Below are 12,500 nucleotides of genomic sequence, written 5' to 3'. Positions count from 1 at the left end.
TGTGGCGCCGGTTGGGTATCTGGCCTGGCGGGCCGCAAGGGTCAGGCGGTGGCGGTTTCCCGCTCGCTGGCCATGGGCAAGGGCAGCTCGACCCGGATGCAGGTGCCATGACCTTGCGCGCTGTCCAGCGTGATCTGCCCACCCATCAGGGTGACCAGCTCGCGCACGATGGACAGGCCAAGGCCCGTGCCGCCAAACCGGCGGGTCGTGCTGCCATCGGCCTGTTCAAAGCTGTGAAACACCCGCGCGCCTTGCTCGGGTGTCATGCCGACGCCGGTGTCGCGCACCTCGAAGACCACCGGCCGATCGCGGCGGCAGGCCACCGTCAGCGTGACCGCGCCCTGGCTGGTGAACTTGATCGCGTTGTTCATCAGATTGTGCAGGATCTGCTGGATGCGGTGCGGATCGCCAATGCGCGCCAGATCGGCGCCGGTCGAGGTGATCACCTCGAAGTCCAGGCCCTTTTCCTCGGCCTGAATGGAATAGACCGCGTCGATCTGTTGCAGCAGATCCTGCAGCACCAGGGGGACATTCTCGATCTCGATCTTGCCAGCCTCGATCTTGGACATGTCGAGGATCGAGTTCAGCACCGAAAGCAGCGTTTCCCCTGATTGCCGGATCGTCGCGATCATCCGGCTTTGTTCGGGGTCGGTGATCTGCATGCTCAGCACTTCGGCCAGCCCCAGAACGCCGTTCAGGGGGGTGCGGATCTCGTGGCTCATGTTGGCAAGGAAGACGGATTTCGACCGGCTCATGGCCTCGGCATGGGCCAGGGCCTCGCGCAGTTGCTCGGTTGCGCGCAGCTGTTCGGTGATGTCCCAGAACGAGACCACGGTGTTCTGTCGCCTGTTGCCCGTTGCCACCGGCGTTGCATTGCAGGTCAGCACCTGACGGCGCCCGTCGGGCCAGCGGATGGAAAACCGGATGTCGCTGACCAGTGCCCCCGCACGGCGGGCCAGGCTGCAGGGCCCCTCGTCATAGTCCAGCGGGTCGCCATCGAGGGTTTCCATCGTCCAGAAATCGCCCTCGGTCGGTCGGCCAAGCACCAGGCCAGGGCGCAGATGCAGCAACCGTTTCGCTTCCGGGTTGCAGTAGACCAGAATGTCCTGATCGTCATAGATGGCAAAGGCGGCGACGTTGCTTTCCATGGCCGAGGTCAGATAGGCATCGCTTTGCCGGACCTCTTCTTCCAGCCGCTTCTGTTCGCTGATGTCGATATCGACCCCCACGAACCGGATCGGCCGCCCGTCGGCATCGCGCGCCTCGATCCGACCGCGTGAGAGCACCCAGACCCAGTGTCCATCGGTATGGCGCATACGGAATTCGTGTTCGAACAGGTCGGGGGCTGGGCTGCGCGTCTGGGGGTCGTTGCTTTCCAGCATGGCGCGATCGTCGGGATGGACTAGATCCAGAAAATCGGCATGGCTGATCTTCCAGCAATCCCCGGTGTTCAGACCGAAGATCTGGGCCCATTGGCGACAGACGGTCACGATGCCCAGGTCCAGATCCAGCTCCCAGGTGCCGACGCGGGTGGAATCCATGATGTTGTGCAGGCGGCTTTCGGCCTCGGCGCGTTCGTGCAGGGCCTGCTGCAACTGGGTGTTCGCCGCATCCAGCGCCGCCATCTGGTTGTGGCGCGCCGTCATGTCGATGGCCACGGTGATCAGCCCGCCATCGGCGGTCCGGTTGATCACCCGGCGAAAATAGCGCCCGTCCCGAAGCTGGAACTCGTCGGCGTGATGGGCCTTGCCACGGGCGATGGCCATGGGATCGGCGGGGGGCATGTCGGCACCTGCCGTCAGCGGCGCGTCATAGAATCCCAGGGCCTGCGAATGCATCAGCAGTTCCCGCCGCGTGACACCCGGAACCATCAGCGGCGCAATTTCGGGGAAGGCGGCCTTTTGCGCCGGATTGCAGATCAAGAGCCGCTCGTCCGCATCAAAGATCATCACCCCGTCTGGTAGAGCGTTCAGCGCATTTTCCAGCCGGGACTGCGCCATCGCGGCGGCCTGTGCCAGCCGTTCCAGCGCGGCCTTCTGTTCCTTGATCTGGGTGACGACGGTTTCGACGCTGACAAATCCCTGGACCTCGCCTTGGGCATCGCGCAGCGGCAGGATGTTGAAGTCGACGTGGTAGCGATTGCCGTGCCGGTCCTTGTTGACCATCTGGCCACTGAACGGCAGGGCCTGCGCGATGGCCGCACTGACGCCCGCGACGACCTCGGGGTCGCTTTCCTCGCAGCGCACGAGGCCGGGCAGGGACTGGCCGCGAATCTCGTCCAGCGTCCAGCCGGTATGCGATTCGAAGGCTGGGTTCACCCATGTGATCCGCAGATCGGGATCGACGATGACCACCAGGTTGCTCATGGCCCGGGTGATGCTGCCCAGGCGGCCGAGTTCCTCTTTCATCGCATGGGCCTGCGTCACATCGCGGACCAGGAACACAACGCCGGGATCCTGCCCGGGCGAGGCCGCCGCCTTGCGCGCGCCGTTCGCGGCGAACACATGGCGTCCGTCCGGCAGGTCCAGCGCGAAGTGCAGGTCGTTGACGTGGCCATGTTCGAGCACCTCGCGCAAGGCCCGCCGCACGGTCACGGCGACGTCCGGGGGCATGACAGACCCGATCTCGCGCCCCTTGAACTCGCTGGGCTGCATCAGCAGCAGATGCCGGGGGCCGGCAGCAAAGCCGGTATAGATGCCGTTCGCGTCGATTTCGAACAGCAGATCGGGCAGGGCCCCCAGGATGGCCTCAAGCCGATGGCCGGTCTCGGCGCGGTGATGGTCGGTGCGGGCCTTGCGGATGATTTCGGCCAGCAGGCCGGCATATTCCCCGGCAAAGTCGCGGATGTCCGCATCCGGGGCGATCACTTCGCAGACCATGACCCCGACAGGGCCGTCCGCGGTGTTCATCGGGGTCACAAGGCAGGGCCCGGCGCCCTGATCTGCAAGATAGGCCCCGATGGTGGGCAAGGTTGCGGGCTGCGGCGCCACCATCGGTTGCGCCAGTTGCCGGGGCCAGCCGGGCGCCGCCGCGATCTGCCGCGCCGCCCCTTCGGCAGAACTGTCATGGGCATGGCAGGCAGTGCCGTCGGCGCCGGCCAGAAACACCCAGGCCCGCCCGCCGCCCAGCAGATCCGAAAGCCCCGCCAGGCCCCGCGCGATCCCGCGTTCGAGGTCAGAGGCATCTTGGGCAATCAGCGCGCGCAACGCGCGGGCCATGCGGGTTTGCACAGTCATCACGGCGTCCTTTCTGCATGGCGGGCAGAGACGATCTTTGGATCGGAACCGGCCGCCCGACATGCCACGCGAACCAGGTAATCAGCACACTGTGCAAGCAAGATTAACGTCCATCTTTCAAGTGTAAATTGCACGCAACCGGTCTGGCGCATCAAGTCTGGCGATCCCGGGAAATGCAAGATCTGTCTATGAGAGAGCATTCCCCGCACCTCACTACCCTGCGATGATATTGCGCCTCTGGCGCCGCTTTGGGCACAAGGCTGAATGCCGGGCAGGGTTTCGCCCGCGCTCTGGCAGTCGGGTTGTGTTCGTCCGCGCGGCGGTGCTATAGCTGCCAAAGACGTGTCGCATCCCCTTTCGCCCGTGTCTTGGGTCGGGCTGAATTCGGGCGAGAAGTGGACGGCGCACGCGTGGCGGACCTGATGTTCGTCGTGGTATGTGCGAGTTTGTGGCCGCTTTGGCGCCGATCCCCCGCTTTGGTGGGCAGCAGGAAACCGACCGTCGCAAGACAGCTTGGATCAGGGACGCACAGTGGAACGCAAGCCTTTCAGGCCTGTCGATGTTCTCCGCCGGCTTGAGGCGGTCTATGTGGCAAAGGCCGAAGCCGGGAACGGCGCGTTCGAGGCCTTCAGCAGCCTTGGCTGCGAGAACGGCCGCATCGGGGATCCCGATGCAATGTTTGCAATCCTCCAGACGATCCTGGGCAGCAATCCCTTTGCGGTGCCCGATTGCAACATCCGTCTCAAGCTGAGCGCCAAGGCCCTGAAACCCATCATCGTCGAGATTCAAAGCCCGCCAGGCGATCCGCAGCCCGATCCGGCACTTGCCGGGGTCGTGGAAGGGCTGGGCGGCACGATGGCCGTTTCGCAAGGGGCGCTTGGTCGGACCGTGCGGCTGACCTTGCCCTGGGCCGAGGCGGATATCGCCACTGATGCTGCCGACGCCGCCCCCCTGGACGAGGCGGAAAGCCTTGAGGGGATGCGCATCCTGATTGCCGACGACAGCCCGACCAACCGCCTGGTGCTGGAAGAGATGCTGGCCGACACGCGGGCCAAGCTGATCAGCGTGCAGGACGGCAAGCAGGCGGTGGACAGCTGGCATGCGCATGAGTTCGACCTGCTCTTGCTGGATATTTCCATGCCCGTGATGGACGGGGTGAGCGCGATCCGCGAAATCCGCGCGGCCGAACTGAAGCGTGGCATGGCGCCGACGGCCGCCATCGCCGTCACGGCGAATGCGCTGGTCAATCAGGTCGCCGATTATCTGGTCGCCGGGTTTGATACCCATCTTGCGAAGCCGTTTCGCCGCAAGGATCTGATGCACGCCATCCTTACGTTGAGGAAGTGATTGCATTTCCGGTCAACGGGCGTTTCTTTTCTCGATTGTATAATCAAATCAGGATATGTCTTGCATATTTCGTGTGGGATGGAAATTGGCCATGGATGATGGTGGCGACGCCGGCCCTGATGCAGGGACCGTTTTCGGGCGTGTTCAGATCCGCCCGCTGCGGATTCTTGTCGCGGATGACGATGAAATCAATCGGGCCATCGTCGAACATCTGCTGCAGGATCACCCGGCCACCGAACTGACCCTGGTCGAGGATGGCCGCCGCGCGCTGGAACTGGCGCAGACGCGGCGCTTTGATCTGCTGATCTTCGATCTGAACATGCCGCACATCAACGGAGACCGGCTGATTCGCCACCTGAAGGCCAGCCAGTCGCTGAACGCATCCTGCCCGATGATCCTGTTCACGGCGGCGGTCGATGGCTCGGGCGGCATTGCGGGGAACCGGGCCTCGATGCTGGCCGACATGATCTTGCCCAAGCCGATTCGCGCCGCCGCCTTTCTGGAGGCGATCAACCGGCTGACCGGGCGCTGAACGCATCGATTTCAAGCGGCAGGGTCACACGGATCGTGGTGCCTTCGCCGATCTCGCTTTGCACGTCGATCTGGCCGTCCATCAGCTCGACCAGCTTGGCGACGATCGCCATGCCCAGCCCGGTGCCGCCGAACCGGCGTGTCACGCTGCCATCGGCCTGTTCGAACGGGCGGAAGATGCGGTCGATCTGTTCGTCCGACATGCCGATCCCGGTGTCGCGCACCTCGATCACCACGGGCCGGCCAGCCGGGCAGGACACGGTGACCATGATCTCGCCGTCATGGGTGAACTTGATCGCATTGCTGACCAGATTTTGCAGGATCTGCATCAGCCGGTGCGGATCGCCGATGCGCTGGATGTCGGCGCGCCCGCTGGTATAGACCTCGAAGGACAGTTGCTTTTCATCGGCTGCGACCGAGAACAGCTCTTCGATGCGGGCGGCCAGATGGTCGGGGCGGAACAGCGTGGATTCCAGCTCCAGCTTGCCGGCCTCGATCTTGGACATGTCCAGCACGTCGTTCAGGATGGTCAGCAGCAATTCTCCCGAATGGCGGATCGTGGTGATCATGCGCTTTTGCTCGGGGTCCTTGATCAGCCGGTCCAGCACCTCGGCCATGCCCAGCACACCGTTCAGGGGCGTCCGGATCTCGTGGCTCATGTTGGCGATGAACTGCGACTTGCTGCGGTTCTCGGATTCCGATTTCGCCGCCGCATCGCGCAGGTTGATTTCCGTGCGGTGCTGGTCGGTCACATCGGCCAGCGAGACGACGACGCGCGCATCGGCTTCGGGGGACTTGAGCAGCGTCGCGTTCACGGAAATCACCCGCCGTTCGCCATCGCTGCGACGCAGCAGCGACAGCAGGCGATTGCGCAGCGGCTCCTGGGTCGCGATCAGCGCGGAGACGACTTCCCCCAGCCCGGTGGCGGCTGTGCCTTCGGGCCATTCGAACTGCCAGTCGGGATCGCGTAGGCTGATCTCGCGCACCGGCAGACCTTCAAGGCCCAGAACCCGCTCGGCCTCGGCATTGATGAAACTGATTGCCCCATGGGCATCGAGCACCAGAATGCCCGACATGCTGGTTTCCATCAGGCGCGACAGGAAATCCCGTTCGGCCTGCAAGGCCCCGGACAGAAAGCGCCGCTCGGTCGAATCGCGCAGGCGCAGCACCCATCCGGCGATCGAGCCGGTAGGCCCGAAATGCTGGTTGATCGGAAAGACCTCGGGGTCGAAATACCTGTTGCGCACGCTCAGGGTCTTGCGCAGCGGCTTGCCTGATGTCTCGATCAGATCGGCGATGAAATCCTGCAATTCGGTGCCCAGCCCGTCCGCCGCGGCCCTGGTCCCGAAATCGGGGCCGAACATGCGGCGTGCCTCGGGGTTGCGACCGACGGGATTGCCCTCGACATCAAGCACAAAGATCGGGTCGGGCGAGGTGTGGAACAGCAGATCCTTGCCGATGGCGGCGACATCCATCAGCCGGTTCTCGGCGACCATCACCAGCAAGATGAACAGGGTGATCGAAAAGGCGAAGGGCGTCGGATCCAGCCCTTGCACGCGAACGTCGTAGACCACGAACATCACATTGCTGAGCGCAGGCGCCAGGGTGACCAGAAACAGGCCCGCGTAAAAGGTCCGGTGCGGCGCGCGCGCCCGCAACATGCCGCCCAATGTCACCAGAATGGCGCAGGCCAGCGTCGCATAAAGATAGATCGAAAAGGCATAGAACAGCGGGCCGGGACGAGCGCCGCCGGTCAGGCCATCGGCAGGGACCGGCGTGTGGAACAGATGATGCAGCCCGTTCGTGCCAACCGTCACGGCCGCGATCAGCGGCCCTGCCATCAAAAGCGCGGTGCGCCACAGGCGCGGCCGGTAGCGCGCGCCATAGGTGTAGTCGATCAGAAACAGTGTCCAGGCCGTCGGCAACAGCACGATCGGCGGCCAGGCGGCATCGGACCAGAAGCTGCGGCAGACCGCATCCGTGGCAGAGGTCTGCATGAACACGGCGAACAGCCAGGCCAGCATGGCGACAAGGGTGATGACGAAATACCGCCTGCCAAAGAAATACGACTGGCTGACGCGGTAGAGCAGGTAAAAGATGGCAAAGCCGAAAAACAGCGTCAGGGAGCCTAGCGCGTCGACTTGCGATGGTTGAAAACACTCAAACATGGTCATCCCCGTCGGTCCCATCCGGCGATGGTCCGTCACATATGCGTTGATCGTGCCGAGGCGCGATCAGCAGGCGCCTTGGGCCACAGCGTCATTCAATGCAGTGTGGAACTGGCCGATCAGGGCGTCGTGTTCGGTCAGGTCCAGGTTGCCGTTCAGTTTCGCGCATGTCAGCGTGCCGTCCAGCCGTGCGGCCACATCGCCCAGCGGCGCAAAGCCCAGGGTTGCGGCCACCCCCGCCACCCGATGCGCGATCGAGGCAAGCTCGGACATGACCTCTGCGGCCTGCGCCGGATCGGCCGCATCTTCGCGCAGCAACTCGACCTCGATGACATAGGTTTCCACAAGCGCCAGAAAGCGCTGGCGAATGCCGGCAAGCGGATCGCGGATGCCCGGTGTCGTGCTGGTGCCAATAGCTGAAATCGTCATGCTGTCACCACCTATCTTACGGCCATCGCGCGGCGGGCGCTTTCGCGCGCGTCGCGGATCAGTTGTTTCACCGATGTGCGGCTGAAGAACCCGGCGTGCTGCGTTTCCCCCACGCACACGCGCGGCATGGGAATGCCAAGGGCGTCATAAAGCCGTGCATAGCGTTCGAGCGCACTGTCGATGGAATCCTGGACCGTCGCGGTTTCCAGGCTGCACCGCTGCGAGATCATCGCGACGAATTCCCCCCGACCGGCAAAGGCGATCAGGTGATTGAAGGATTTCAGCGCCCCGTCGATGGCCGCCGCAACATTGGCCATCGTATCGACATAGCCGATGCCGTCGGTCGCAAAGAATATGCTCTCGGCATTGGTCACCTTGAAGCTGACGACCGTATGACCGAACAGCCGCAGGCGCCCCAGGGTCAGGGCATAGTTTTCCAGCGCCAGATATTCGATGGTGCTGCCGACCTCGTTGATGGCAAAGGGCTCGTCAAAGCTGACCACCACATTCGGCAGTCCGAAATCGGTCGAGATCCGCGATTCGACCGAAGCCCGGCGCCGCCGTTCATCCAGCAGATCGCCCACCATGCGCAGCCGGGTGCGGATTTCCAGCTCGTCCACCGGCTTGTGGACATAATCGTTGGCACCGGCGCGAAACGCGCCTTCGACATATTGCAGCGTTTTCATCGCCGTGATCATCAGGATCGGCGTGTCGCGGTAATCGGGCAGGGCGCGGATCCGGCGGCACAGCTCGATCCCGGTCATCTCGGGCATGTCGATGTCCAGCAGCAGGCAATCGAACCTCTGGGTGCGATCACGCAGCCGGGCCAGCGCCTCGGCGCCCGATCCGACGCAGTGCAAGTCGGAATAACCGATATCGCTGAGGATATGTTCCAGCAGCAGCAGGAATACCGGGTCGTCATCGACCGCAAGAATTCGCATCGGTTCCATTGTCTGCTCCGTTTATTCTTGCACGATTGATCACGGACGGAAAACACGCGCTGCAACCCAAAGAGGAAGAGACCCTGCAATAGTGGCGAAAATTTGTTCCAATTCGCTTGTCTCGGGGGCACTGTTTCGCAGGGCCGGCCCGAGAGCCTGCTCGGGGCGGGCGGGACTGTGCCGGGCCTGTGGTCAAGCCTGTGTGATCGGTCGGGGGCCTGTGCCAGGCTTAAGCCCGGGTTAAGGTTGGCCGCGCATCTCGCCGGACATGATGAGAACCGACCCTGACGCCCGCGCCCTGCACATGACCCGGCCCCCCTGCCAGTCGCGGATCGTGCGATGAATGCCATTGCCCTTGGCCCGCTGGTGCTGGACGCCCAACGCCTTGCGGCGGTTGTCGGCATGGCCTTGCTGCTGGTCGGGGCCGAGATCGCTGACCGCAGGCTGCGCCGCAGCGGCGGCGCCGGGGGGATCGGCGCGCTGGCAGGCTATCTGGTGCTTGTCTGGGTGCTGGCTGCGCGGCTGGCCCATGTGGTGCTGAACTGGCCGGCCTTCGCTGCGGCACCGCTGGATGTGCTGCGGGTCTGGCAAGGCGGGTTCGAACCCGGATGGGGCTTTGCCGTGGCCTTCGTGGCCCTGTTGCTGATGGGCTGGCGCGCGCCAGCCCTGGCGGTGCCGCTGGCAGGCGTTGCCGCGGTTGCGGCGATGGTGGGGCAGATCACGGCGCTTGCGCTGGACAGGCCGCCCGAGGTTCGCCTGCCCGATGTGACGCTGGCGACTCTGGCGGGGGCCGAGCTGCGCCTGTCCGGGCCGCTGGTGCTGAACCTGTGGGCCAGCTGGTGCCCGCCCTGCCGGCGCGAAATGCCCTTGCTGACCGAGATGGCCGCCGCCCCCGGCGCACCGCGCTTTGAGCTGGCCAATCAGGGTGAAGATGCCGCCCGCATCGTCAGCTACCTCGCGGCCGAGGGGCTTGCCGCCGATACGATCGTTCAGGATCGGGGCAGCGCGCTGATGCGGGCCCTGGGCGTGCGCGGGCTGCCGGTGACCCTGTTCTTTGCCGCCGATGGCCGGCTGGTTGCCAGCCACACGGGCGAGATTTCGCGCGCCGCCCTGACGCGCCGCATGGCCGAGCTGACGGCCGGCCAACCCTGACCTTTCCGCGCAACCAAGGAGCACACCATGACCCTTTCCCGCCGATCCACCCTGTTGCTTGGCCTTGGCGCGGCGGCCGGACTGATCGTGCCGGCCAGCGCCCGCGCGAGCGAGCCGGTGCGCCGCAACACCTCGATCTTTCGCGGGCAGGACTGGCGCGACCATTTCGACGATCTGGGCAAGGCGACCATCGTGGCCGATACCGTCTCGCGCGCCCTGCATTACTGGAGCGGGGATGGCAGCGATTACCGGATCTACCCGACCTCGGTGCCGATCTCGGACGATCTGACCAAGCGCGGCTATACCCGCATCGTGCGCAAGAAGGTCGGCCCGTCCTGGACCCCGACGCCTTCGCAGCTGCAGCGCTATCCGGACTGGAAGCCGATCCCGCCCGGCCCGGAAAACCCGCTGGGCACCCATGCGATGTATCTGTCCTGGCCCGCCTACATCATCCACGGCACCCATGACACCCGCAAGATCGGGCGCAAATCCTCGGACGGCTGCATCGGGCTTTACAACGAGATGATCGCCCAGCTGTTCGAGATCTGCCCGATCGGCACGCAGGTGCGCATCATCTGACAGGGCAGGGGGCCTTGCGGCAAAGTCCTGCAAGGCCCCCTGCGATGGTCCGCTGAAAATCTACGAAATGTCAGTCGGTTGCCGGGATGACCAGTTCAGCCTGCTCGCCGCCACCCTCGCGCGGCGACAGGTGCAGATCGCCCCCCATCCGCTCTATCGCGGCGGCAACGATGGCCAGCCCCAGCCCGCTGCCGCCCCCCGGCACGCTGGCCGTGCCGCGATAGAAGCGGTCGGTGACATGGGGCCGGTCCTGCGCGGCGATCCCCGGCCCGCGGTCACGGATGCAAAAGCGGATCCGCCCCGCGTGCAGGTCCATCCCTGCCTCGACCGTGGCATCACGCGGCGAGGCAAGGATCGCGTTTTCCAGCAGGTTGCGCAGCGCCGGGGCCAGCAGCGCCGCCTGGGTGGTGCGCCAAAGGCCCGAGGGTGCCTGAACCCTCAGCCGCACGCCGCGCGCCTGGGCAAGGCCGGCCAGCCCCTCGGCCACATCCGACAGGAGGCGCGCGCCATCCTGCGCCGGTCCCTGGCTGGCTTCGGCACTTTCGGCGACGCTCATGTCCAGCAGTTGCCGGACCATGCGGTCGGTCCGGTCCACCCCGGCGGCAAGCTGGGTCAGGGCGCGGGTGCGTGTCGCCTCATCCGGGGCGATGGCGGCAATCTGCGCCTGGGTCTTGAGGCCGGCCAGCGGCGTTTTCAGTTCGTGCGCTGCAAAGACCGTAAAGCTGCGTTCGCGCTCGCGTGCGGTGTGCAGGCGCTGGAACAGCCCGTTCAGGGCGGTGATCGTCGGCTGCAATTCACGCGCGGCGCCGCGCGCCTCCAGCGGGCGCAGATCGGTGGCCGGGCGGCGCGCCAGCGCGACGGCAAAACGATCCAGCGGGGCCAGCCCGCCGCGCACCGCCAGCCAGATCGCCCCGGCCAGCAGCGGCAGGATCAGCACCGCCGGGGCCAGCAGGCCCAGCACCACCCCGCCGACCAGCCGGTCCCGCATGAACCGCGCATCGCCCACCATGACGCGGATCCCCGAGGCCGCGTCCACATGGCTGTAGACGCGCCAGACCACGCCATCGACCTCGCGCTCGCTGAACCCCTGGGGGCCATCGGCCAGCTGCACGGCAGGCGCGCCATCCGAGCCGCTTTTCATCTTGCCGTCGATGCCCCAGACCTGACAGACCAGCTGGCGCGCGAAATCATGCGCGGCGCCGGGCAGGGCGGGCGCGTGGACCAGCGCGGCCGTGCCCTCCCCGACGATCCCGCCATTGCGGGCGATCAGCGAGGCAACCATCTGCGCCGACTCCTGAAGCCGGCGGTCCAGCACCTCGGCCACCTGCGCGCGGGTGGACTGCTGGATCCACACCACCGCCGACAGCCAGACAATGCCGGTTGCCGCCAGCAAGATCACGAACAGCCGGGCGCGGATGGATGTCATGGTGCCTCCGGGTCCGCCAGCCGGTAACCCGCCCCGCGCACCGTTTCGATGAAGCCCGCCCCCAGCTTGGCGCGCAGCTTGTGGACATGCACTTCCACGGTGTTGCTTTCGACCTCTTCCTGCCAGCCATAGAGCCGCTCCTCCAGCGCGGCCTTGGACAGGATCGCGCCGGGTCGTTCGATCAGGGCTTGCAAAAGGGTGAATTCGCGGCGCGAGAACGGCACCTCGCGCCCGTCCAGCGTGCCGCGCATCCGGGCCGGATCCAGCGCCAGCCCGTTCCAGCGCATCTGCGCCTCGGCCCGCCCGGCATGGCGGCGCAGGATCGCCCGCAAGCGGGCCGCAAGTTCCTGCAATTCAAAGGGTTTGCCAAGGTAGTCGTCGGCCCCGCCGTCCAGTCCGGCCACCCGGTCGCCCACCCCGTCGCGGGCGGTCAGCACCAGAACCGGCAGGTCCATCCCGCCCGCACGCAACCCGGCCAGCAGATCCAGCCCCGACCCATCGGGCAGCATCAGATCCAGCACCAGCGCCTGAAACCCGCCCAGTCCCAGCGCCGCCCGCGCATCGGCACAGGTGCCGACCGCCTCGGGCGAAAAGCCCGACAGCCGCAGCCCGACGGTCAGCCCGTCGCGCAACAGGTCGTCATCCTCGACAATCAGTATCCGCACGCGTCCGGCCTTTCACAGGGCGGCAG

The 12,500-nt window shown here is 65.6% G+C and carries 10 protein-coding genes; 4 read left to right on the top strand and 6 right to left on the bottom strand.

Annotated features, from left to right (window positions below):
* Positions 1 to 41 precede the first annotated feature (41 nt).
* Positions 42 to 3,236, bottom strand: a complete 3,195-nt coding sequence (locus G481_RS0119375; protein ID WP_028031459.1) for a PAS domain-containing sensor histidine kinase — start codon at positions 3,234 to 3,236, stop codon at positions 42 to 44.
* Between the two features lie 531 nt (positions 3,237 to 3,767).
* Here G481_RS0119375 and G481_RS0119370 point away from each other — a divergent pair.
* Positions 3,768 to 4,583, top strand: a complete 816-nt coding sequence (locus G481_RS0119370) for a response regulator (RefSeq protein ID WP_028031458.1) — start codon at positions 3,768 to 3,770, stop codon at positions 4,581 to 4,583.
* Between the two features lie 91 nt (positions 4,584 to 4,674).
* Positions 4,675 to 5,115, top strand: a complete 441-nt coding sequence (locus tag G481_RS0119365; RefSeq protein ID WP_028031457.1) for a response regulator — start codon at positions 4,675 to 4,677, stop codon at positions 5,113 to 5,115.
* Here the strand turns inward: G481_RS0119365 and G481_RS25290 are convergent.
* The 3 genes from G481_RS25290 to G481_RS25285 all read right to left on the bottom strand — a co-directional run bounded on the left by G481_RS25290 (position 5,093) and on the right by G481_RS25285 (position 8,661).
* Positions 5,093 to 7,282, bottom strand: coding sequence for a sensor histidine kinase (locus G481_RS25290; RefSeq protein WP_161630550.1), 2,190 nt, complete (start codon positions 7,280 to 7,282; stop codon positions 5,093 to 5,095). The genes G481_RS0119365 and G481_RS25290 overlap by 23 nt on opposite strands.
* A 66-nt stretch (positions 7,283 to 7,348) precedes the next feature.
* On the bottom strand, positions 7,349 to 7,711 hold the full coding sequence (locus G481_RS0119355) for an Hpt domain-containing protein (RefSeq protein WP_028031456.1): 363 nt from the start codon (positions 7,709 to 7,711) through the stop codon (positions 7,349 to 7,351).
* 11 nt (positions 7,712 to 7,722) lie between these two features.
* The gene (locus G481_RS25285) at positions 7,723 to 8,661 is read right to left on the bottom strand and encodes a response regulator (protein WP_051294664.1); all 939 of its coding nucleotides are present in this window, start codon (positions 8,659 to 8,661) and stop codon (positions 7,723 to 7,725) included.
* Between the two features lie 330 nt (positions 8,662 to 8,991).
* Here G481_RS25285 and G481_RS0119345 point away from each other — a divergent pair, with 330 nt between their 5' ends.
* Positions 8,992 to 9,804, top strand: coding sequence for a TlpA disulfide reductase family protein (locus G481_RS0119345; protein ID WP_028031455.1), 813 nt, complete (start codon positions 8,992 to 8,994; stop codon positions 9,802 to 9,804).
* 27 nt (positions 9,805 to 9,831) lie between these two features.
* Positions 9,832 to 10,383 carry a L,D-transpeptidase gene (locus tag G481_RS0119340; RefSeq protein WP_028031454.1) on the top strand — a complete coding sequence of 184 codons (552 nt, stop codon included), beginning with the start codon at positions 9,832 to 9,834 and terminating at the stop codon, positions 10,381 to 10,383.
* A 70-nt stretch (positions 10,384 to 10,453) separates the two neighbouring features.
* Here G481_RS0119340 and G481_RS0119335 read toward each other — a convergent pair whose 3' ends face one another.
* Both G481_RS0119335 and G481_RS0119330 read right to left on the bottom strand, forming a co-directional pair.
* Positions 10,454 to 11,809 carry an ATP-binding protein gene (locus G481_RS0119335; protein ID WP_028031453.1) on the bottom strand — a complete coding sequence of 452 codons (1,356 nt, stop codon included), beginning with the start codon at positions 11,807 to 11,809 and terminating at the stop codon, positions 10,454 to 10,456.
* On the bottom strand, positions 11,806 to 12,474 hold the full coding sequence (locus G481_RS0119330) for a winged helix-turn-helix domain-containing protein (protein ID WP_028031452.1): 669 nt from the start codon (positions 12,472 to 12,474) through the stop codon (positions 11,806 to 11,808). Before G481_RS0119330 ends, G481_RS0119335 begins: the two co-directional genes overlap by 4 nt.
* Positions 12,475 to 12,500: the final 26 nt, after the last annotated feature.

Origin of the sequence: Gemmobacter nectariphilus DSM 15620 (assembly GCF_000429765.1) — a bacterium.
Taxonomy (GTDB): Bacteria; Pseudomonadota; Alphaproteobacteria; order Rhodobacterales; family Rhodobacteraceae; genus Wagnerdoeblera; species Wagnerdoeblera nectariphila.
Note: the sequence above shows the minus strand (reverse complement) of the source record. Positions and strands in the feature narration are given on the sequence as shown.

Coding starts and splice junctions, on each gene's coding strand:
- G481_RS0119375 (WP_028031459.1), bottom strand. CDS start 3,236: ATGACTGTGCAAACCCGCATGGCCCGCGCGTTGCGCGCGCTGATTGCC.
- G481_RS0119365 (WP_028031457.1), top strand. CDS start 4,675: ATGGATGATGGTGGCGACGCCGGCCCTGATGCAGGGACCGTTTTCGGG.
- G481_RS25290 (WP_161630550.1), bottom strand. CDS start 7,282: ATGTTTGAGTGTTTTCAACCATCGCAAGTCGACGCGCTAGGCTCCCTG.
- G481_RS0119355 (WP_028031456.1), bottom strand. CDS start 7,711: ATGACGATTTCAGCTATTGGCACCAGCACGACACCGGGCATCCGCGAT.
- G481_RS25285 (WP_051294664.1), bottom strand. CDS start 8,661: ATGGAACCGATGCGAATTCTTGCGGTCGATGACGACCCGGTATTCCTG.
- G481_RS0119345 (WP_028031455.1), top strand. CDS start 8,992: ATGAATGCCATTGCCCTTGGCCCGCTGGTGCTGGACGCCCAACGCCTT.
- G481_RS0119340 (WP_028031454.1), top strand. CDS start 9,832: ATGACCCTTTCCCGCCGATCCACCCTGTTGCTTGGCCTTGGCGCGGCG.
- G481_RS0119335 (WP_028031453.1), bottom strand. CDS start 11,809: ATGACATCCATCCGCGCCCGGCTGTTCGTGATCTTGCTGGCGGCAACC.